The sequence below is a fragment of the Noviherbaspirillum sp. genome, assembly GCF_035254685.1.
Taxonomy (GTDB): Bacteria; Pseudomonadota; Gammaproteobacteria; order Burkholderiales; family Burkholderiaceae_D; genus Noviherbaspirillum.
The window spans coordinates 1-19,371 of the sequence record NZ_DATFAI010000014.1 but is presented as its reverse complement, the minus strand read 5'-3'; the positions used below and the strand labels follow the sequence as shown (position 1 = coordinate 19,371).

At 58.0% G+C, this 19,371-nt stretch carries 23 protein-coding genes and 1 pseudogene; 16 read left to right on the top strand and 8 right to left on the bottom strand.

Annotated elements, in window-relative coordinates:
- The first annotated feature begins 7 nt into the window (after positions 1 to 7).
- The 3 genes from VJ698_RS03665 to VJ698_RS03655 all read left to right on the top strand — a co-directional run bounded on the left by VJ698_RS03665 (position 8) and on the right by VJ698_RS03655 (position 1,746).
- A complete protein-coding gene (locus VJ698_RS03665; RefSeq protein ID WP_324101327.1) occupies positions 8 to 484 on the top strand; it encodes a hypothetical protein in 477 nt (158 codons plus the stop codon).
- A gap of 168 nt (positions 485 to 652) precedes the next feature.
- A complete protein-coding gene (locus tag VJ698_RS03660; protein ID WP_324101325.1) occupies positions 653 to 1,099 on the top strand; it encodes a hypothetical protein in 447 nt (148 codons plus the stop codon).
- A 155-nt stretch (positions 1,100 to 1,254) separates the two neighbouring features.
- The gene (locus VJ698_RS03655; RefSeq protein WP_324101324.1) at positions 1,255 to 1,746 is read left to right on the top strand and encodes a hypothetical protein; all 492 of its coding nucleotides are present in this window, start codon (positions 1,255 to 1,257) and stop codon (positions 1,744 to 1,746) included.
- Between the two features lie 52 nt (positions 1,747 to 1,798).
- Here VJ698_RS03655 and VJ698_RS03650 read toward each other — a convergent pair whose 3' ends face one another.
- On the bottom strand, positions 1,799 to 2,881 hold the full coding sequence (locus VJ698_RS03650) for a hypothetical protein (RefSeq protein WP_324101323.1): 1,083 nt from the start codon (positions 2,879 to 2,881) through the stop codon (positions 1,799 to 1,801).
- A gap of 384 nt (positions 2,882 to 3,265) precedes the next feature.
- Here VJ698_RS03650 and VJ698_RS03645 point away from each other — a divergent pair, with 384 nt between their 5' ends.
- The 4 genes from VJ698_RS03645 (at position 3,266) to VJ698_RS03630 (ending at position 5,896) form a co-directional block, all read left to right on the top strand.
- The gene (locus VJ698_RS03645) at positions 3,266 to 4,270 is read left to right on the top strand and encodes a nuclease-related domain-containing protein (RefSeq protein WP_324101321.1); all 1,005 of its coding nucleotides are present in this window, start codon (positions 3,266 to 3,268) and stop codon (positions 4,268 to 4,270) included.
- A 157-nt stretch (positions 4,271 to 4,427) separates the two neighbouring features.
- On the top strand, positions 4,428 to 4,994 hold the full coding sequence (locus VJ698_RS03640; protein WP_324101320.1) for a hypothetical protein: 567 nt from the start codon (positions 4,428 to 4,430) through the stop codon (positions 4,992 to 4,994).
- Between the two features lie 143 nt (positions 4,995 to 5,137).
- Positions 5,138 to 5,548: a hypothetical protein gene (locus tag VJ698_RS03635; RefSeq protein WP_324101319.1), complete on the top strand. Its 411-nt coding sequence runs from the start codon at positions 5,138 to 5,140 to the stop codon at positions 5,546 to 5,548.
- A gap of 18 nt (positions 5,549 to 5,566) precedes the next feature.
- Complete coding sequence (locus tag VJ698_RS03630; protein ID WP_324101318.1) at positions 5,567 to 5,896, top strand: XRE family transcriptional regulator; 330 nt, start codon at positions 5,567 to 5,569, stop codon at positions 5,894 to 5,896.
- 160 nt (positions 5,897 to 6,056) lie between these two features.
- Here VJ698_RS03630 and VJ698_RS03625 read toward each other — a convergent pair whose 3' ends face one another.
- Positions 6,057 to 6,311, bottom strand: coding sequence for a hypothetical protein (locus tag VJ698_RS03625; protein WP_324101317.1), 255 nt, complete (start codon positions 6,309 to 6,311; stop codon positions 6,057 to 6,059).
- Positions 6,312 to 6,579: 268 nt separating this feature from the next.
- Between VJ698_RS03625 and VJ698_RS03620 the strand changes: the two genes are divergently transcribed.
- On the top strand, positions 6,580 to 6,867 hold the full coding sequence (locus VJ698_RS03620; RefSeq protein WP_324101316.1) for a hypothetical protein: 288 nt from the start codon (positions 6,580 to 6,582) through the stop codon (positions 6,865 to 6,867).
- A gap of 39 nt (positions 6,868 to 6,906) precedes the next feature.
- A complete protein-coding gene (locus VJ698_RS03615; RefSeq protein ID WP_324101315.1) occupies positions 6,907 to 7,143 on the top strand; it encodes a hypothetical protein in 237 nt (78 codons plus the stop codon).
- A 245-nt stretch (positions 7,144 to 7,388) separates the two neighbouring features.
- Here VJ698_RS03615 and VJ698_RS03610 read toward each other — a convergent pair.
- Both VJ698_RS03610 and VJ698_RS03605 read right to left on the bottom strand, forming a co-directional pair.
- Positions 7,389 to 7,698 (bottom strand): annotated as a pseudogene (locus VJ698_RS03610) (DUF1153 domain-containing protein).
- An 81-nt stretch (positions 7,699 to 7,779) separates the two neighbouring features.
- Complete coding sequence (locus tag VJ698_RS03605; protein ID WP_324101314.1) at positions 7,780 to 7,965, bottom strand: hypothetical protein; 186 nt, start codon at positions 7,963 to 7,965, stop codon at positions 7,780 to 7,782.
- Positions 7,966 to 9,005: 1,040 nt separating this feature from the next.
- Here VJ698_RS03605 and VJ698_RS03600 point away from each other — a divergent pair.
- The 5 genes from VJ698_RS03600 to VJ698_RS03580 all read left to right on the top strand — a co-directional run bounded on the left by VJ698_RS03600 (position 9,006) and on the right by VJ698_RS03580 (position 15,222).
- Entirely contained in the window at positions 9,006 to 9,476 is a 471-nt protein-coding gene (locus tag VJ698_RS03600) for a DUF2231 domain-containing protein (RefSeq protein WP_324101343.1), read from the top strand.
- Positions 9,477 to 9,952: 476 nt separating this feature from the next.
- Positions 9,953 to 11,098, top strand: a complete 1,146-nt coding sequence (gene nosP / locus VJ698_RS03595) for a nitric oxide-sensing protein NosP (RefSeq protein WP_414691098.1) — start codon at positions 9,953 to 9,955, stop codon at positions 11,096 to 11,098.
- A complete protein-coding gene (locus VJ698_RS03590; RefSeq protein WP_324101312.1) occupies positions 11,091 to 12,236 on the top strand; it encodes a sensor histidine kinase in 1,146 nt (381 codons plus the stop codon). The genes nosP and VJ698_RS03590 overlap by 8 nt, the downstream gene beginning before the upstream one ends.
- Positions 12,226 to 14,427 (top strand): putative bifunctional diguanylate cyclase/phosphodiesterase, encoded by a 2,202-nt coding sequence (locus VJ698_RS03585; protein ID WP_324101311.1) that lies wholly within the window; start codon positions 12,226 to 12,228, stop codon positions 14,425 to 14,427. The genes VJ698_RS03590 and VJ698_RS03585 overlap by 11 nt, the downstream gene beginning before the upstream one ends.
- 330 nt (positions 14,428 to 14,757) lie before the next feature.
- The gene (locus VJ698_RS03580; RefSeq protein WP_324101342.1) at positions 14,758 to 15,222 is read left to right on the top strand and encodes a YaiI/YqxD family protein; all 465 of its coding nucleotides are present in this window, start codon (positions 14,758 to 14,760) and stop codon (positions 15,220 to 15,222) included.
- Positions 15,223 to 15,416: 194 nt separating this feature from the next.
- Here VJ698_RS03580 and map read toward each other — a convergent pair whose 3' ends face one another.
- Together map and VJ698_RS03570 are read right to left on the bottom strand one after the other, a co-directional pair.
- Positions 15,417 to 16,241: a type I methionyl aminopeptidase gene (gene map / locus VJ698_RS03575; RefSeq protein WP_324101310.1), complete on the bottom strand. Its 825-nt coding sequence runs from the start codon at positions 16,239 to 16,241 to the stop codon at positions 15,417 to 15,419.
- On the bottom strand, positions 16,241 to 16,474 hold the full coding sequence (locus VJ698_RS03570; RefSeq protein WP_324101309.1) for a ParD-like family protein: 234 nt from the start codon (positions 16,472 to 16,474) through the stop codon (positions 16,241 to 16,243). The genes map and VJ698_RS03570 overlap by 1 nt, the downstream gene beginning before the upstream one ends.
- A gap of 312 nt (positions 16,475 to 16,786) precedes the next feature.
- Between VJ698_RS03570 and VJ698_RS03565 the strand changes: the two genes are divergently transcribed.
- The gene (locus VJ698_RS03565) at positions 16,787 to 17,131 is read left to right on the top strand and encodes a DUF3293 domain-containing protein (RefSeq protein WP_324101308.1); all 345 of its coding nucleotides are present in this window, start codon (positions 16,787 to 16,789) and stop codon (positions 17,129 to 17,131) included.
- A complete protein-coding gene (epsC, locus tag VJ698_RS03560) occupies positions 17,113 to 17,601 on the top strand; it encodes a serine O-acetyltransferase EpsC (RefSeq protein WP_324101307.1) in 489 nt (162 codons plus the stop codon). The genes VJ698_RS03565 and epsC overlap by 19 nt, the downstream gene beginning before the upstream one ends.
- A gap of 41 nt (positions 17,602 to 17,642) precedes the next feature.
- On the opposite strand, the gene cobT is transcribed toward epsC, so the two are convergent.
- Both cobT and bluB read right to left on the bottom strand, forming a co-directional pair.
- A complete protein-coding gene (gene cobT / locus VJ698_RS03555; protein ID WP_324101306.1) occupies positions 17,643 to 18,677 on the bottom strand; it encodes a nicotinate-nucleotide--dimethylbenzimidazole phosphoribosyltransferase in 1,035 nt (344 codons plus the stop codon).
- Positions 18,678 to 18,738: 61 nt separating this feature from the next.
- A partial coding sequence (gene bluB, locus VJ698_RS03550) for a 5,6-dimethylbenzimidazole synthase (RefSeq protein ID WP_324101305.1) occupies positions 18,739 to 19,371 on the bottom strand: 633 nt, incomplete at its 5' end.

Here is a 19,371-nt window from a genome sequence, read left to right as displayed (position 1 = left end):
TACCGCAATGATTAATGACCTCGACGATCGCACGATGGCGAAGCCGGCCCCCGCCGGCGTACTGCTTTACTTCAGCGCGACCGATCTGAAAAAACGCGGCTGGACGGAGCGCCTTGTGCATTTGTTCCTCAGTCAGCCGGATCGCACCGAGCCGAACCCGCATGTCAAGACCGGCCATCCAAGGCGCTTGTATCTGTCCTCGCGCGTGATTGCCATCGAAAATACGGCGGAAGAATTTGCCGAGCAGCGCAACCGTTCGCTCGCATATTCAGCTCGCCTGAAACAGCAGGCAGGGGAAAAGCGCGTTGCGCTGGAACAGCTCGTTCGCGGTATTGCGTTGCCGCCGATGGCCTTGCCATTCGAAGAGGTTGTGCGCCAGGCGAAGGCCAAGCAGATGGAGGATGTTTTTTTGCGAGCCAGCCGATTTTCCGGGTTGCGCTCGATGTTCTCGTTGATAGCATTAAATCGTTGGAGTGGCAATTAGACGGTTTCATGTGCCACTCCGGTGTGCGAGATGCTCGCAAGCTGCTCAGACGCAGGATGCTTGCACATATTATTAACCACTACCCTTTGTTGGCCGACGTAGCAAAAACGCGAGCAGTGGAAGAAGACGGCAGCGCGGAGGGGTGGTAACCAGGAAAGGTGGCACAACATGAACATCAACGAAATCACCAACGAGAACCTGTTTCACATCGACTGGTCGGCCAACGATCGGGCCAAGTTCCTGCGCTCGATCCCTGCCATGAAGCCGGTCAAGGAAGGCTGGCTGGCCCCGGGCCTGTCGACGCACGGCGTGCTGGGCCGCGACGTGTCGGCCATGGATCGTCGTTCCGTGAAGGCGCAACTGGCCGGTCGCGGCGACCTGCGCGCGGCATGGTGGAACTTCAACGAGGCGGTGCACCGCTTCTTCAATCGCGATGCACCGCTGGAAAACATCATGTACTCGTTCCACAAGCGCCATCACGCGGTCACACTGGCCATCCTGACGGTCGTGCATGACTACCTGGACGTGCTGGGCCGGGTGCGCAAGGAAGGCACGCTTGCAGCAACACGCTATGTGTTCCGCCAGTCGCTCAACAACGATGGGCTGGACCGCTAAGCGGGTGCTGGTTCCGGAAGCGGGGCCAGCATCACAGCATGCGGCGGGATGGATGAGGTTTTTTAACTAAGGGAGAGGAAATCAGACTTGCGCATGCAAAGTGCGATGAGATACTGATCTCACTTAAACAACTAGGGAGTGAAGAAATGAGAGCAATGACCAAGCTGGTGGCAATGGTGGCTCTCGGTGCTCTGTTTGCAGGGCTGTCCGGATGCACGACCCTGAGCCCGATGAGCGAAGTAGCCGCACTGCCAAAGAAGGCTGACGGTATCATGTTTGCCCAACTTGGGGGCCTGGATCCCCATTCTGCAGAGAGCATTTGTGCGGCTTTTCCTGGGGTAAAGGACGAACGTTGTGAGCACAAGGATCAGTACGACGGTATGATGGTGGTTCCTTCCTCTCGGTACTGGAAGGCGGTCAAAGTCCCACTCCTTGCCCCCAAATCGGCGGGTGTCAGCGCGGGAGATATTGTCAAGATCCGCGTTGCTGAGGGACATCCAGCATATTTCGAATTTATCGCGGCGAAGGGTACTCAGGTCAAGGACTGCTACTATGATGGTATGTACGGTCCTCACTCTGGCGGGCCGGGAGGTGTAGTTTGCCCGAAATACAATTGGGACTACAAGCGCGATCTCACGAAATATTGATCCTTGCGTGTATAAAAAAACCCGGCGCTTCGCCGGGTTTTTTATTCTTAGGTCACTGCGCATTTTCGTTTGTCGGCGCTGTGCATCGCCGGGCGGCCGCCCCAGAGAGCCCCAAGCTTATGCAGTACAACATGCGTTGGCGCATTGCCTTTGTCGAGTTGTATTCCTGATAGGTGTCGGGGCGCCACATTGTGCCGGGGTCCAATCCTGCATCGTTACATTGCTTGACGGTGTAACCGAGCGGGCATTCACCCCGGTACAGTTTGTCGGTGGCGATCATACCTCCGGTCCCCATTTGAGGGGCGATCATGTTCGCTTGTACTGCAGCTGCAATGCCCGCGCCCTGTTCCGTGCTGTTGTCGACGGTCAATACACCATTCCCGGTTGAGCCAAATAGACCGCGCTGGGCCTGTGTCAGGCTGCCACCGGAGTGAAATACCGTGGATGCGAGCGCGTAGCCGGCTCCAACCGCCGTAGCCAGTGCAGCAGGACCCAATCCAAGAAACGTGCTTGCCTGTAGCGCAGGCATCAACACGGAGGCAGCACCAAACGTTACAAGTGCAAGGACGACGGCGAAGAAAATCACGGTAAACGAGCTCTTCGTCTGAACCCACTCATACACCTTTTCCTCGTCCTCGGGCATGTTCCCGCCTTTCCATTCCGAGAACACCACCCCTGAAACGGCAACGTGTTCAGGCGCATCGCAATTATTCGTCGTCGTTGCTGGGCCACCACCCAACACGCAGATCTGTCCCGTTTCACCACTCGGTTGCAGGTCCATTGGCGTACCGACGAACCAGCGCGGCTTCGCGTAGCCCGTCACGGTCGTGGTGATCTTCTTCCTGAAAAAACCGCCACTCTTATGCGTCGACTGCGTGACCCGCGACTTCGACATTGCGATGTAGGACACCGTCGAGCCGTACATCCGCATTGCGTGCCCGACGGCGACCTTCACAGACTCCCAGTCGATGTTGTGGAAGATCGGATCATTGCTCGGCCCGGCGAAGTTGATAAACGGGTTGTGGCCGGCGACCTTGACGTCCACCTCGCCAGGCGTCCGGTATTTGCCCGCCGCCGCCCAGTACTGCCCGTGATGCGGCGTGAAATCGGCCACCCGCACTTCAATACGCCCCATCGGCGTCTATTCCACGCGCTGCACGGTGATATGCGCCGTAGCGTTCTCCGGCGAATACTGGGCAAAGACATACGCCGAGTTCACCGGAAATGCCTGCCGCATGTCTGATACCTGCTGATCCGACAGGCCCGCCTGCCCGATTTCCGGCCAGCGCCTGCCCGTGCGGAATGGACAGCGCAGCGAAGAGAAGCACCTGCGCGAGAAGCCAGCTCATGGCCTTGCTGAACCGTCTCCACATCCGGTCCAGTAAGCGAAATCGCGCTTGCGCGGCGTAACGCCGACCTTAGCCTATGCATGGTATGGGGTCGGCGCGAGAGTGTGACAAGTACCTCGCCCTCTTCGCTTAAACCACCCCCATACGGCATCTACCCTTAACACCTTACTGTGAATGCGATCATGACAAAAAATACCGATCACCAAGACTCACTACTACCCGCTTTCCTGTTCTCTCTCCTTCATGCGGCGAAGTTCTGCACGCAATGGACCTTGCGTCCCCTCTTCTTCTGGGTGAAGAGCCCAATGACCGAAGCGTGTCGCCTCAAATCGGCATCGGCCGAGTGGTCGACACTGAAATGGATTTGCCAGCCCATCCAGTGGATTGCAGGCATCTATGCGATGGGGGGCCTCCTGATAGCGATACATGACATCTACACTGGGCATTTGCTGTTGCGCTCCACGCGACAGGCAGTCATGGTTTTCGCCACCCTACCCCTGGCAGGCCTGGTTTTCATGCTCTTTGACTGGATTGATGGCTATAGCGAGGATCCACAGGTCAGAAAGGAACTGGCAGGCAAACGCGCCGAAGAGACGGTACAGAAAATCATCGAAGCATTGTGCCCGTCACTCACGCCATGCGCGACGCTCCATGGCGCGCTTTTCGTGTTCCATCCGGGTACATCTAACGAATATTCGGTCGAAGCCGACCATATCCTTGTCACGCCCCAGAACCTGTATCTGGTCGAAACCAAGCACAAATGCGGCATCATCCATGCCGCCCCGGACAGTCCCACGTGGAAGACTGAAACCGTTGCCGGGCAAGGCAGCATGCGGAACGCTCTGCGGCAAGCCAAGAATTCCGCGCGCGCCCTTGAGCGGGAACTGGGAGGCATTCCGTCCATCGTGCCGCTGGTCGCGATTCATGGCGAAGAGGTCGTGATCGTCGGCGGCCCCAGCAATGTGGTCAGCGCCTATGACCTGCCGCTGGCCATCAAGGCATTCGAATTCGCCAGCCGACAACGCCCTGCGCTGAATCCCTCGGCCATCTTCCTGGCACTGCAATCTCACGTGTCGACGGATGCCGAGGATTGGCAGCGCCATGTCGCGCGTGCCGATGCTGCCCGGCAGCGCGCCGAATTGCGCGAGATCGTCAGGACGTCGTCAGTCTCGTGACACCGAGATGGGGAAATGGTGGGATCAGTGCCGTGCAAGTGCCCTTCCTGTCGCCTGCGGGTGCGTGCAAACCCCGCTTGCGTTCACAAAATCCAGTGAGAAGCTTGTCTCGTGCGGTGGATCACGCACAACCGATCAACAAATCACATGAGGAATCATGAAATCACTTATCGCTTTACTTGCCGCGGCGCTCACTACCGGCTGCGCCTCGACCGCCACGAAGAATGCCTTGGGCGAATTTACCCGTGTCGACAAGGCTTATGCCCAGGTAGTCGACGTATTCGACGCGGATCGCTACATCGTGCGCAGCCGCTGTGCCGAACTGAAGGATCACAAGCCGTCACAGGAGGTCTGCGCCCATCTCCAGGACTTTGACATGGCGCGCACTGCGGTCCTGCGGCTGAACCGCTTCATCCTCAGCACGGTGGCCGTGCCGAAGACTGAGAAGGTGAAGGAGGGCGACATCATCGAGGTCGACCCTTCGCGCCAGCTCGCCGGCTTCAAGCGAATCGCAACCCATGAGCCCAGCGAAACCTGCAAATGGGATGGCCCCATCACCTGGAAGGGTGAGAATAGCCTGCCGGCTACCATGGCGGGATTCTTCGCCGGCATGCTGGTCATCCCAACCGTTGTGCTGCTGAGCAGCGATGACATTCTGGCTGGCGGCGTGGTATGCGAGGGCTGGAGTTACAAATCCCTGGTCAAGACACCGTCTCAATCCTGAGCGCAGGTTTCGGCCAGAGACGGCTCGCGAGGGGCGATCCTGCGCCGCATGGCGTCGCGCCTCGCCGCCGTTTGGCCGTACTGGCTTCGTCGGAACATGCAACAACGCTTTCACTATTTCGCTTCAGATCGGAAGGAGATCACATGCAGATCGATTACTGGATTCTTGCCGTGGTAGCTGCAGTCGGCATTTCGTTTGGCCTGTTTCTGCTCCACGAGGCCAAACGGCTGCGACAGCGCACTGCGGATCACGACACGGCTCGGCTGGCCGATCACCACGCGGTCATGGGTAAAATCAGGCGACACATCATCGCCACCGTCCATGAACATCATTGGTCGGTTGCTCAGGCGGCAGCGCGCTGCGACATGACGCAGAGGCAGATGCGCGTGTTGCTGACCATGCCGAAGGTCTCGCTCTCCCCGGGCGTTCTCTTCGATGCCGGCCTTGCGCTGGGATTGCGAGTCCGGATCGTGCTGGACGGGCCAACACATGTGACAAGCTTCACTGGGCAAGGCGTTCGAGCGCGCAACGTCGATCACCAAAACACGGAATGACATGACATGGAGTGTGGCATGAGAAAAATGAAGCGCAGGAAACTGAGAGCAATGCACGGAAACGTCGTCGCAGACTCAACACACGAAACCAGCGTACGTACCGCCGATGTTTGGGAAGCCATCTGCGACACACCGGAAGAAGCGGCCGACATGCGCATCAGGACGCGGATAATATTCTGGATTATCAAGGTCGTGGAATACAGGCGGTGGTCATATGCGACGGCCGCCAGGCAGTGCGACCTGACGCCGGAACGCCTGCAGGCCTTGCTGCGCGGCCGGATATCCCAATTTACAGTGACTGAACTGGAGGCAATCGCGGCTCGGCTCCGGCAGAACAACGATGTCTAAGCCTCTCACGGCCCTGCCCCCTTGACAGGTAGCGCTTGCGATAGCGAATAGTGCCGTCCCTCCGGGTGGTCGCATGCGTCGGCGATCAACACACGCGCCCCCGTCCCAGGGGGAAGTGGAGGTTTCATATTTGACTCCCTCCCCTCTTCCCATTGCCAAATCAGTGCAATTCATCCTTGAAGACCGGTACGGATTCCGGCTGGCTGGAAGAACCCGCAAAAGCTGTTACCTTTTCCAGCACGCCGCGGATGATCTGCCCCCACAACAGATAACCTTCGGCCTCTCTTCTTTCCGCCATATTGATCAAACCTAAGCGGATGTCCTCCACCCGGTAGGAGGTGATCGGACCGATGATGGTTTCGATCACCCGCTTCTCGTCGGGCCGAAGAATCAGTATGCCGTTGATGGATTCCATCTTGCCCTCTCCCTTCTCTGTGCATCCCTAACGTAGCACACGTTGATGGCAACGCAAGTTGGCGCCGCACGAACCGGTTGCCAACACAATCGCCTGGCCGACCAGCAAGCATGACGTGACAAGCTCGAAACACGACTTGCGCTGAACGAACTCGGGCTTACGATCGAATTCATGGGAAATGCAATATCGGCATCTCCCATCACGGGCGGTGCCGGGCAAGAACAAGACGGGCGCCGGCTCCCTAGAAAGAACAACGAGGAACGACACCATGAATGACGAGTACTCCGAATCCGACTCGCTCCTGGAGGCAATCAGCCGCGAGATGGCGAACAGCGAAAATCAATGCCTACCGGCGCGGCCCCCATGGCAGGGTACTGGTGCAGGACCATCACTGGACCACCTGCTTGAGCAACTGAGAAAAGCTTTGCAAAACGCTTCGGGAGTCGACGGGCAGATCGCCACCCTGCGGCAATACGGCCTGCTGTTATTGCTGGAAGCAGATGAATTACAAGCTCGGTGCCCCGCCGACTTTCATACCAGTTTCGACACCCACTGACTGGTGTACACCAGGAACATTTTTTTGGAGGATACTTACATGAAACCCCGCCACAAGATCCCGCTGCTCGGCCTGCTCGGCAGCTTTGCCTTGTCCCTTGTGCTCATTCACTTCATTCTTGTCGACGTGTTGGTCTCGCTGACCGGCGTCTCGCGGGAAGCGGGTTACGCCTATGCACTGACGCTTCTCATCGTACTGACAGTGGTTCGAGCATGGCGCATCGTGCGCGACAAGGACGCGGCCACGAGGCTGATCAATCGCTGGCTGCGCAAATAGCGCCATGCAGTGTTTTCCAATAACGGATTTCGCCAGTCTGGCAAACCTGCTTGTTGCTTTCTTCTGCAGTCCCGGGCAACACATTCAGCGCCTGCAGCGTTTGCGTCCGGCCATCCCGTCTTGAACGCCCGTGGCGGACTTGCGAGGATGATGCCCTCGTAACTTTAGGTGGAAATGTGCACATTAACGAAGGCTGATCGAGACGCCAAAATCCTCTTCCTTGGGGCCATGGCGGATCGTCTCGATCACTTCTCGTCCTCGCCCAGCAGGGACTGCAATGTTTTTGGCACGCAGCTCCAGCATCGCTTCGCCGTACGCGTCCTGCAGAGTCATCATATGCCGCGCTACTGTTCCTTGATCACCAGAGACTCGGCCTGCAGCGCGTTTTCAAGGCCCTTGCGGCCTTCTTCGACACGTTCCTCGATCTTCGACGGCGGCATGTCATAGGTCCCTCGCCGTTGCTAGGCTAGTCTTGCTGAGGATAATCTCGGTCAACAGAGCAGTCTTGCACTTGGCCGTCCAGCGCCTGCATTCTTCTTCCATGATTGTGCTCATGTCATCACCCTTTCAAGATTATGACCTAAGCAGATATTCAGTGAGTCATCACAGTACTTGGCTATCGAGCTTCGCGTTCGGTTATGAACGCGCTGCCTTTTGGATAGCCAGGAGGATCTGCACGGCACGCTCAATGACCTCTGCCTGGCTTGCTGCCCCCATCGATTCTTTTAGTTCGTGCAGCCCCGCACGGGTAGCTCGGGATACCGGAACGTTGATGAACCCGTCGTGCTCAAGCACGGGCGACTGTTTCGATTTCTTTGGCATGCCTTTTCCTTTTGCGTTGTTAGACAATGCATCGTATCAGAAACAATATTTGCCTGTGGCCGCGAGATCATCGCTTGGGGCGCGACAACCGGAGGCTTCGATGGCAAGTCGAGACGCAAGCTGATGCTGGTGTTTTCGAGCGCCGTGTCGGCTCGCATCGCACACGGCATGTCGTGGAGTGGCTGAACGATAATGGCAGCTGCTACACCGCCAGAGAAACCGCCACGTTCGGCCAATCGCTGAGATTGGTCCCGTACTTTACGCCAGTTCGCGGCCTCGGATGGAATGGGATAACGGAATCCTTCGCGAAGACGTTTCAACTCGATTACGTATATGTGCATGCTGCCTGAACCCAGCTACTACCTTGGGTCAGCTGGATCGCAGGTTCGAAGATTACAATGAATCGTACCGGCATAAAGGCTTGAAGATGAAGCTTCCAATGGCATTTGTCCGTGCCCAATTAGCCGTAGGGTGTCCGATTTAATAGCGGCAACTCCAGTCCTTTCTTCAGTTCTGGGGCTTCTCAGACTGTGACTGCGGTGGCAACCGATCCAGATAGCGGCGTGGCAGGAAAGTCGGCGTCACTTTACGGAAGGTCAAACGCTCCTCGTGCAGAACGCACACTCGTTTATGCCCAGTTTCGGTCATACGCAGCAGCAGCCCACTATCATGACGGAGAAATTCTTATCCGGTGCCTCTTTCCTCAGCGGACAATGGGAATTCTGCAGTCTCGGCGCCGGGAGTGTCAAAATCCGCTGGTACAAATCGAAGATTATGTCCGCACTGCTCTGCCCCGCGGTCCAGCCAATCCGGAAAGAGCATTGTTGCCGGGCGCTCAGATGTGGCAAACAAAACCGATCCGACCAGCCCGCCATCCAGCATCAGATTGCATCGCAACTCCAGACCAGCCGTACTAATATTCCCCCAAGGCGTCACTTTGAACAAAACTGTGTAGATGAATGTTGGTCAAATTACCTCCATGGACTTGAAACGTTGGAGCGTAAGCCATGCAAACCCCTTCTAGCATCGCCTAACATCCGATCCACCCGATGCTAATCACGCTTCCGATCGGCCTCTGGATTTTCTCCCTGGTTAGCGACTTGTTCTACCTTTTCGGCAACGGCTCGGAAAACTGGCGCATCGTCGCCTATTACACAATGGCAGGCGGCATTGTTGGCGCTTTGCTCGCGGCAATTCCGGGTTTCATCGATTTGCTTTCCTTGCCTAAGGGTGTCAAGCGCATTACCGTCACACACATGAGCATTAACTTGGCAGTCGTCTTGCTGTATCTGATCAACTTCTGGATGCGATCACAAGGTGTGGAGACCACAACGCCGCAGTGGCTATCGGCGATTGCGATTATTGCGCTGGCCTTCTCGGGATGGCTAGGTGGTCGTATGGTGCATGTCCATGGGGTAGCCGTAGTGACACCGCCGGAACCGGTGGAAAACACATTGCCTGGGTCAGTCCCGGTCGAACGTCGCCATGGAGAGCGTCGGGTCAGCATATGAGGGTTATTGCAATGGAAAGATTCTGATCGATCGCCCTCAAAATATCTCAGGCACACTCGTGTTGAACCAAGCTGGAGTTGGCGCCTTCGCGCATGGTCATACCTGGTTCCTAATGATGGAAACGAACTTTCGAGAAGCCAGTTCAATCAAGCCGCACCGTACTGTCATCATCCCGTTTGACCATGGCAATGCCGGGCTCCTCGGCTTCGAGTCGCCGAGCCTCCCGTACCTGCGGAGTCAGTTCACCGTGGCTTCGCGACCTTCTTCGGCTAGACGGTGTTCTTCCAGCATTTGGTCGTGCCGGTTGAATTCAAGACAAAAGGTATTTTTCGCGCGTCCGATGCACAATGGTTTAGCGAAACCGCAGAATACCTTAGCCCCATTGACGATCCCGGAACTTACTGCACGGACAGGTCTCCAAGCAAAATGTAGCCGCAAGAAATATATCGCGGCGCCGCGATGGGACAGAAGCAGTGATCACACAGAACCATGTCCGGACTGCGCAATCTTGCGCATCAGACGCGCGCGTTGCCGTGCGCGAACTTCATGCCGCTATTCAACAGCCCAATCTCGAACTGGTTATCTTCTTTTGTTCGAGCCTCTATGATCTGAATGCCGTCGCCGATGAAATGAACCGATTGTTCGTCGGCGTGACGGCCGTCGGCTGCACGACCGCCGGTGAAATCGGACCAGCCGGCTATCGTAACCACAGTATCTGCGGAGTCAGTTTCTCCGCCGGCGTTTGTTCGGCAGTCATCGGGCGAGTCGGCGAACTGCAGCGGTTCGAAATTGCCAGGGGCCGGCGTTACGCACAGTCACTGCTGCAGCAACTGGAAAGCCACGCTCCTGCTGCCGATTCCCGCAACACCTTTGCGTTTCTGCTGATCGACGGCATGGCCCGGCGCGAAGAGGCGGTGGCGCGCGCACTTCAGGACGGACTGGGGGAGATACCGCTGGTCGGCGGATCCGCCGGAGACGACCTGGAGTTGTCGCGCGCCTGGGTCTTCCACCAAAACCAGTTCCATTCCGACAGCGCCGTACTGATCCTGGTCAGCACCGCACTGCCCTTCAAGATTTTCAAGACTCAGCACTTCGTCAGCGAGACGGAACGCCTGGTCGTCACCGAAGCAGACGCCAGCCACCGCGTCGTCAAGGAAATCAACGGTCTGCCGGCAGCCGAGGAATATGCGCGAGTGGTTGGCGTCAGTGTGAACGACCTGAACCCGCAGCGCTTCGCCGCATCGCCTGTCGTCGTCGCAGTTGACGGCACCGACTATGTGAGGTCGATCCAGAAAGCGAACCCCGACGGCAGCCTGACTTTTTATTGCGCAATCGACGAAGGCCTTGTGTTGCGCGTAGTCAGGGGTGTGGATCTGCAGGGCAACCTGGAGCGTGCCTTTGACAACCTGCGTGCTGCCGTCGGCCCGCTGCGCGTAGTGATTGCGTGCGACTGCGTGCTGCGCAATCTGGAAATTACGCAAAGCGGTTTGAAAGAATCGGTAGGTGCTGTACTGCATCGGAACAATGTTGTCGGCTTCAGCACTTACGGAGAGCAGTTCCGCGGTGTGCACGTCAATCAGACGCTGACCGGTATTGCTTTCGGCAGTCCGAGCGATGGCTGACCTCATGGTATCCGCCGCTGCCGGTGAAGAGCAGCAGCTGCGCAATGAAATCACGCGCCTCAACAAGGTCGTACAGGCGCTGATGAATCGTGCCGAGCGCAGCATGAATGCGCCGGGATCAGATTTCGGCTTGTTCCAGACCGCCATCGTTCTCGAAGACCAGGTGCGCGACCGCACACGCGAACTCGAGGCGGCGCTGCGCGAAAATGAAAAGATCAACCGTGCGCTGCAACGGACCAAGGTGCAGATGGAGCGCGAAATCGATGAGCGCAAGCGTGCGCATGCCGCGCTCGAGCGCGAGCGCGAAGAACAGAAAGTCTTGATTGCCCGACTCGAACAGGCAATGAACCAGCTGGTGCAGGCCGAAAAACTGGCGGCGCTTGGTAGCCTAGTCGCGGGCGTGGCACATGAACTCAACACCCCACTCGGCAACTCACTGACCGTGGCGTCGACGCTGAACGATGTGATCCGCAATTTCATGGAGCGTTTCAATGCCGGCAACTTGAGCAAGCAGGTATTGGTCAATTTCATCGCGCAGTGCCGCGAGGCGGCGCAACTGATCGAGCGCAATTCCCAGCGCGCTGCAGAACTGATCGGCAATTTCAAGCAAGTTGCTGTCGACCAGACCAGCATGCGTCGCCGAAAATTCGATCTGCGCCAGGCACTGGACGAAGTGCTGTCGACCTTGCAACCAAATTTGAGGCATACGCGGCATCGTCTCGAAATCAAGGTTGAGCCGGGTATCGAGCTCGAAGGTTATCCTGGACCGATCGAGCAAATCATCGCCAACCTGCTAACTAATTCGCTCCTGCACGGGTTTGACGGTATCGACGAGGGGACCATGTTCATCAGCGCCGAACGCCACGGCACGGATCACGTCGCGCTGACCTTCAGCGACGATGGCATCGGCATGACCGAAGCGACCGCACGGCGCGCGTTCGATCCTTTCTTTACTACCAAGCTGGGAAAAGGCGGCAGCGGACTGGGGTTGTACATCACCTACAACCTGGCGACGGTCGCGTTAGGCGGCACTATCAAGCTAGCCAGCAGCCCGGGTCAGGGCGCACGCTTCGAGTTGTTGCTCCCGCGCGTAGCGCCGGAAGCGCCAGCCGTCGACGAGGAAATCCATGCAACCTGATGATGAACCGCTTGACTTTCTCGACGCGGAGCCAGAGCCGAACGATACCACCGGCGCGCACTGGAAGCTGCTGATCGTCGACGACGACGCCGAGGTGCACGAAGCCACCCGCTTTGCGATCCATAACATGCGCATTTCGGGCCGGCCGCTGCAGCTGATAAACGCCCATTCTGCCGCCGAGGCTGCCGCCATTCTGGAGGCCGAGCCGGACGTCGCGGTCATCCTGCTGGACGTTGTGATGGAGAGCCCGCACGCCGGTCTGGATCTGGTACAGCGCATCCGCCATGAATTCGGCCTGACCGACGTGCGCATCATCCTGCGCACCGGCCAACCGGGTCACGCGCCTGAACTGAAAGTGATTCGCGACTACGACATCAACGATTACAAGACCAAGGCCGAGCTCACGCATACCAGACTGGTGACTGCGTTGATCGCAGCGGTCCGGTCCTATGATCAACTCCGTACCATCAGCGAAAATCGTCGTGGTCTGGAATTGATCGTCAACGCCACACCGGGCCTGATGCAGTCGCAGGTACTGAATCACTTTGCCAACACTGCGCTGCGGTTGATGCAGTCGCTGTTGCGCCTGTGCGGCGACGGAATCGTTAGTGTCCGGGGCGGTGTTGCCGGCAACGGCAGCGAACCCGAAATGCCACGTGTCGTCGCTGGCGCCGGACGCTTCGCTGCCGCTGTCGGCCTGGCTCTGAAGCAACTGGACGATCCGGAGCTGATCGCTGACGTCCGGGACTGCATGGCGCGGCAGGAGCACTGTTTCGCCGCCAACCATACCGCTTTGTACTTCCAGGCCGGGCACCGTCAGGCAGTGATGTTGGTGAGGAATGAAAGCCCGCTAAAAACGGTCGAGCGGCAATTGCTCGATATTTTTGCCGTCAATCTCTATGCCTGTTTAGCCAACGTCACACTGGTCGAACGTCTCAATTACATTGCCTATCACGATCCGCTGACTCGCCTTCCTAACCGGACCCGTTTTATTGAGGAGTTGAACCACGCCGCAGCCGACGCTGCGCGGGGTGATGTGGTGTGCATGATCGACATCGATCACTTCACCGACGTCAACAATGCGCTCGGTCATGCGGTCGGCGACCAGTTGCTGATCGCGGTGGGCAAGCGCATCGGTCTGGCCTTTCCCGACTGTCACCTTGCACGCATCGGCGCAGATACCTTCGGCCTGATCGGCCCGGAAGCGCGGCTGGTCCCGGAGCGCCTGCAGGCGTTGCTGCAGGAGCCGTTCGCCGCCGGTGACCAGCAATTGCCGATCAGCGCCACGATGGGATTGTGCCGCATTACCGGCAACGGAAACGGGCACACGCTGTTCAATCGCGCCGACATGGCATTCACCCGCGCCCGCCTCAATCCGCATGCCGGGCCGCTTTATTTTTCGCCCGACATGGAACAGCACACGACCTGGCGTCTCGAGGTGTTGCGCCGGCTGCGCTACGACTTTCATGGCGGGCGCCTGGCCGTCTGGTTTCAGCCGCAGGTTTCTCTGGCCGACGGTAGCCTGACCGGTCTTGAAGCGCTCGCACGCTGGCCGGATTCCCAGGGCTTTACCCAGCCGCCGCAAGTATTCATCCCGCTGGCTGAGGAATCCGGCTTGATCGTCGACATTGGCGCCTGGATCCTCGATCAGAGCTGCGCCGCGTTTTCTCGACTCAGGGCGGCCGGGAATGCGCCGCGCCGCATCGCGGTCAATGTCAGCATGCCGCAGATGCGCCGGCCCGATTTCCCGGAACAAGTAGCGCGCATACTCGCCGCACGCGGTATGCCGGCCTCCGCGCTGGAACTGGAAATCACGGAAAGCCAGCTGCTTGATGAGCCGCAGATCGTGTTGCGCAATCTGCAGGCACTGAAACAGGAGGGCATCCAGATTTCAATCGACGATTTTGGCACAGGTTACTCATCGCTCGGCTACCTGCGACAGTTACCGATCGACTGCATCAAAATCGATCGATCATTCGTGCTCGAGATCGACCACGGCAAGGGTGACTTGTTCGCGGAAACCATCATCACACTGGCCCACAAACTCGGCGCAGAAACCGTGGCCGAGGGCGTGGACACGATGGATCAGGTGAAGTGCCTGCGTCATTTAGGCTGCGATACCGCGCAGGGTTTTCTCTATGCGAGGCCGATGCCCGTCGATGAACTGACAAGCTGGATTGAGCAACGGTGATCTTTCATCGAACCCTCTCCTGAATAGATGCACGGAAGTGTTGATCAAGAACGCAAGTTCAAAAGGATTGAACGCCCCGGGGTGTGAACAACCATGCCGAAGCCGCGCCCCTGCCGTGAAAAATGAAGATAAGCCTTTCGTACGCTCAGAACGAAAAGCGAGGAGCAGTCGACTGCCTCCGGTGCAATAACAGCGCTGGGGAGACACAACCGGCGACAGAGTTTGAGCGACATGCTGGCGCCAGGCAACCCGGAATGAAGGTTCGCGCAACACGTGTAAGGACAGCTTGCCGTTACAATGCGTCATCCTGCTTATTTCAACCACTCTGCCATGCACATTTGGGTCGACGCAGACGCTTGCCCTGCCGTCATTAAAGACATCCTGTTTCGGGTGGCCGAACGCCTGCAGCTCAACGTCACGCTTGTTGCCAACCGCTTGATCCGCGTGCCGGGCTCGCGCTTTATCCGTGCGCTCCAGGTCCCGGCCGGCGCGGATGAGGCCGATACAGAAATCGTTGAACGCGTCAGCCCTGGCGATATTGTCGTGACCGGCGACATTCCGTTGGCCTCCCTGGTGCTGGATAAGGGCGGGTTGCCGCTTAATCCGCGCGGCGAGTGGTACACCAAAGACACTATTGCTCAACAATTGACGATGCGCTCTTTCATGGAAGAGCTACGCAGCAGCGGTGTCGACACTGGCGGCCCGGCCACGTTTAACCACGCCGACCGCCAGAACTTCGCCAATGCCCTCGATCGCGAACTCGCGCGGAGCAGGAATCGTACAGGTCCCCGCTAAGCATTGGTCTTCACTCTTCTCGCTCGAACAATAGTGGCGCCCCTTTGAACAAGAAATCGGTCACCGGTGGAATCCTCGGTGATGGCGAGAATCCAGCCAGAAGGAGCTGGTTATGGAAACGCGCATGCGCACATTAGAGAGGTTCTCGTTGACCAGCACGTTTGCGCCGGCCTGCTTGTGGCGCAGCGCGTGGTTCAGACTGTAGCGTCCGAAAGCAGCGCCTCATCAGCGATTGGCAAATAATCCCCGTATCCATCCGGCCACGCCGTCAGGATCTCAAAGCCGTCTTCGGTAACCGCCACCATATGCTCCCATTGTGCCGAGAGAGATCGGTCCTTCGTCACTACTGTCCAGCCGTCGCTCAACTGCTTTGTATCGGGCTCGCCGGCATTAAGCATGGGCTCGATCGTGAAGATCATTCCAGCCTCAAGCCTCAGGCCGGCACCTGGACGGCCATAATGCAGCACGTCGGGTTCGTCGTGATAGACCGTCCCGATACCATGACCGCCGTACTCACGTACGACGCTGAATCCCGCCTTGTGCGCAACGGTCTGGATGGCATGTCCGATGTCGCCCAACGTTGCGCCGGGGCGCACTGCATGAATGCCGGCACGCATCGCCTCATACGTCGTACGCACCAAGCGGCTGGCGAGCACTCCCGGCTCGCCAACAAAGTACATGCGACTGGTATCGCCAAACCAGCCGTCCTTGATGACGGCAACATCGATATTGATCATGTCGCCATTCTGCAAACGCTTATTGGAGGGGATTCCGTGGCAGATAACGTGGTTGACCGAAGTGCACACTGTCTTGGGAAAGCCGTGGTAGCCCACGTTCGCCGGAATCGCCTTCAATTCATTCACAATGTAGTCGTGGCAAATCCTGTCGAGTTCATTCGTGGTAACGCCGGGTTTGACATGCTTGGCAATCATACTGAGTACCTGCGCCGCCAGCGCGCCAGCGTGTCGCGCCATCCTGATCTCCGCCAGCGAGCGGATAGGCACTTTATTCCTGGTCATCACGCTTCCTCCGGCTCGACAGCTGGCTGAACGGTTGCAGGATTAAGGTCGCCGGACTGATGCGCTCTGATCAGCAACTGGCAGATCTCGCCATAGCATAAATTCGGATTAAGTTCGGCGAGCATGCCGACACGAAGCCAATGTTCGGCTTGGGAGTTAATGGAGCGGCTAAGCGCTGCGCTGCTGGAACGCAGGTTCTCGTGCATCTGCTGCGAGATTTTGAGGATTCCCATTTTCGAGCAATATATGAATTGTAGCTGTTTCGTATACTAACATTATGTGACTGGGCCGTATTCGGTTTTATGCAGAGGACATGTTACGGCTCAGGAGCACGTGATATAGTACTGTATATACATGCAGTTACTTGCGGCAGCACGGCACTTTATTCCGTGCGTGGCCTGCCCTGCATCATGAAGCCTCCGCCCTCTCTACTGAATGACCGCGCTGAACTCCCCACACAGCGGGCCATCTGTCGCACTCTTGCCTTCGCTGTTCGTGCTCCCCGCCTGCTGAAATTGCATCCAGGTGTGCGAAGCCCGGAACTAGTGCGTCTGCTCAAGGCGCGCAACGCGATGACTGCGGCGATTATCAGCGCAACCAATCTGTCCGGAGTGGCTGTGACGATCAGGGCTGCCAAGGCCCGCCAGAAGGTGTTCGTCGCGGCGATTCAGCGGCTTCAGCTGGAATGCATTCCTGCTCAGCAGCTGCAGATGCCGGACAAGGAGACGTGTTCTCCGGCTTACCTGGTATTTGGCATCAGTGGCGCCCAGGCCGAAGCGTTATTGGTCGAGTTTGGCCAGCAGGCCCTGCTTTGGTGCAACCAGGTGGGACCGCCCGAGCTGATGCTGCATCCGGCCCTCCGCCGTTGCGGGTGCGAATTGATGACCTGAAAGCATTTCATGTCCTGCAGACGCACCGGGTCTCGCACCGTCGGTGGTTGTGGGGACGCACCGAACTGGCCCTTACGCTGGCCAATGCCGCGTCGCTTGTCTTCGACGTTGATATCCATCCGGCGGCACGAATCGGCAGCGGCGTCATGTTCGACCATGGTGCCGGCATCGTCATCGGCGAAACGGCAGTGACCGACGACGACGTTTCCATTCTGCAGAACGTCACCCTGGGTGGAACCGGAAAGGAAGACGGCGATCGCCATCCCAAGGTGCGTAGCGGCGTCGTGATTAGCGCCGGCGCGAAGGTCCTGGGAAATATCGAGATCGGCACAATGAGCAAGGTTGCAGCCGGAAGCGTCGTTCTCCAGTCAGTACCTCCACAGTCCACAGTTGCCGGCGCACCGGCGAAGGTGGTTCGCTGGCATCGCGGCAACGATTTTCCCGCGCTGGAAATGGAACAGACGATCTAGTTCCAGGTATGGGCGATCAGAGCAGTGCCGGCGCCGGCGTCCTAAGCTACTTGTTCGCTAACCTGTGCCGACTCGAAGGTCGCCATCTCGTTCAGAAAATTGACGGCCGCTTGCAGCAGAGGATACGCGAGCGCGCCGCCGGTACCCTCGCCCAGTCGCAAGCTCAGTTGCAGCAACGGTCGTGCGTCGAAATATCGCAGCATTGCCTTGTGGCCCTGCTCGTCCGAGCAATGGGAAAACACGCAGTAATCCAGGATAGCGGGATTGATCCTGGCGGCGACCATGAGTGCACTGGTGACGATAAAGCCATCAATCAGCAGCACCATGCGTTGCTCGGCCGCTTGCAGCATGGCGCCGGCCATCATTGCAATTTCATAGCCGCCAAAGGTTGCCAGAATGTCCAGCGGTTCGACGACCGTTTTATGATGCGCCACCGCGCGCTCGATCACGCACTGCTTGTGAGAAATGCCTTCGGTCGTCAGTCCGGTACCGGCGCCAGTGCATTCGGCGACCGACATGCCCGTTATTTTGTGCAGGATCGCCGCAGCAGGCGTGGTATTGCCGATACCCATTTCGCCGAAACCGATCACATTGCCTTCCAGCTCCTTCACTAGCGCCATGCCATGCTGCATCGCGCGTGCGCATTCGTCTTTCGTCATCGCGGACGTATCGACAAAATTGCGCGTGCCCGGACCGACTTTCCGGTTGATCAATCCCTCACGCGGGCCAAAATCGTGATTGACGCCGGCATCAATTACCTTCAGCGCAATCGTGTTCTGGCGCGCAAAGACATTGATTGCTGCGCCCTCTGCGAGAAAGTTCTCCACCATCTGCCAGGTGACGCTCTGCGGGAATGCCGACACGTTTTCAGCGACGATGCCATGGTCGCCGGCAAACACCAGGATCGTGGGCTGTGCCAGGGTCGGGCGCGTCGTCTTCTGGATCAAACCGACTTGCTTTGCCAGTGACTCCAGCATGCCCAGACTGCCCCGCGGCTTGGTCTTGTTATCGATCACCGCGTCCAGGCGGGCCGACAGCATGGGATTTTGAATTGATTCGATATGGGGGATATGCATCTGTATTGCACGCGCTCGAAGCGCATGTCCTTCCGTTAAATTGTCTTGATTGAAATGGGGGTCATGCCTGGCGTATCTGAGCTGCCCCGCGTGCTTCCTGTGCCGCGGCTTGATCGCGGCGCAAGTGGCCGATCAGGGATCGCCCCTGGTCGTGATTGCCCCACTGATCGAAATACACCAAGTCTTCGATTGGCAATCGCGGCAGCCAGCCGGTACTCTCCAGTTCTGGCTGGGCATAAAAATGACTGACGTAACCAACACACAGGTAGGCGATAGGCACAATGTTCGTCGGGATGCCCAATGCTTCCTGCAACGCGGTTTGCCGGAGGATGCTCACCCAGCCGACTCCCACGCCCTCGGCACGCGCGGCCAGCCACAGGTTTTGCACGGCACACACGCTGCTGTACAGGTCCATGCTCTTGATGTGGGTGCGGCCGATCACCACCGGGCCCGCACGCTTTCGATCGCAAGTGATGCAGATCCCGATGGGCGATTCCAGGATGCCCTCCAGCTTCAGCTTTTGATAGGTGGATCGCTTCTCGCCCTCGAACATGTCGGCGGCTTCTGCGTGCGCGGTCGCGAACGCATCATGTACGCGGCGCTTGACCTCGGCGGATTGCACCACCAGGAAGTTCCAAGGTTGCATGAAGCCGACTGAAGGTGCGTAGTGTGCGGCCGTGAGGATACGGCTCAG

Excerpts from the sequence above, each read along its gene's own strand:
- VJ698_RS03665 (WP_324101327.1), top strand. The coding sequence starts at position 8 with ATGATTAATGACCTCGACGATCGCACGATGGCGAAGCCGGCCCCCGCC.
- VJ698_RS03660 (WP_324101325.1), top strand. The coding sequence starts at position 653 with ATGAACATCAACGAAATCACCAACGAGAACCTGTTTCACATCGACTGG.
- VJ698_RS03655 (WP_324101324.1), top strand. The coding sequence starts at position 1,255 with ATGACCAAGCTGGTGGCAATGGTGGCTCTCGGTGCTCTGTTTGCAGGG.
- VJ698_RS03650 (WP_324101323.1), bottom strand. The coding sequence starts at position 2,881 with ATGGGGCGTATTGAAGTGCGGGTGGCCGATTTCACGCCGCATCACGGG.
- VJ698_RS03640 (WP_324101320.1), top strand. The coding sequence starts at position 4,428 with ATGAAATCACTTATCGCTTTACTTGCCGCGGCGCTCACTACCGGCTGC.
- VJ698_RS03635 (WP_324101319.1), top strand. The coding sequence starts at position 5,138 with ATGCAGATCGATTACTGGATTCTTGCCGTGGTAGCTGCAGTCGGCATT.
- VJ698_RS03630 (WP_324101318.1), top strand. The coding sequence starts at position 5,567 with ATGAGAAAAATGAAGCGCAGGAAACTGAGAGCAATGCACGGAAACGTC.
- VJ698_RS03625 (WP_324101317.1), bottom strand. The coding sequence starts at position 6,311 with ATGGAATCCATCAACGGCATACTGATTCTTCGGCCCGACGAGAAGCGG.
- VJ698_RS03620 (WP_324101316.1), top strand. The coding sequence starts at position 6,580 with ATGAATGACGAGTACTCCGAATCCGACTCGCTCCTGGAGGCAATCAGC.
- VJ698_RS03615 (WP_324101315.1), top strand. The coding sequence starts at position 6,907 with ATGAAACCCCGCCACAAGATCCCGCTGCTCGGCCTGCTCGGCAGCTTT.
- VJ698_RS03605 (WP_324101314.1), bottom strand. The coding sequence starts at position 7,965 with ATGCCAAAGAAATCGAAACAGTCGCCCGTGCTTGAGCACGACGGGTTC.
- VJ698_RS03590 (WP_324101312.1), top strand. The coding sequence starts at position 11,091 with ATGGCTGACCTCATGGTATCCGCCGCTGCCGGTGAAGAGCAGCAGCTG.
- VJ698_RS03585 (WP_324101311.1), top strand. The coding sequence starts at position 12,226 with ATGCAACCTGATGATGAACCGCTTGACTTTCTCGACGCGGAGCCAGAG.
- VJ698_RS03580 (WP_324101342.1), top strand. The coding sequence starts at position 14,758 with ATGCACATTTGGGTCGACGCAGACGCTTGCCCTGCCGTCATTAAAGAC.
- map (WP_324101310.1), bottom strand. The coding sequence starts at position 16,241 with ATGACCAGGAATAAAGTGCCTATCCGCTCGCTGGCGGAGATCAGGATG.
- VJ698_RS03570 (WP_324101309.1), bottom strand. The coding sequence starts at position 16,474 with ATGGGAATCCTCAAAATCTCGCAGCAGATGCACGAGAACCTGCGTTCC.
- cobT (WP_324101306.1), bottom strand. The coding sequence starts at position 18,677 with ATGCATATCCCCCATATCGAATCAATTCAAAATCCCATGCTGTCGGCC.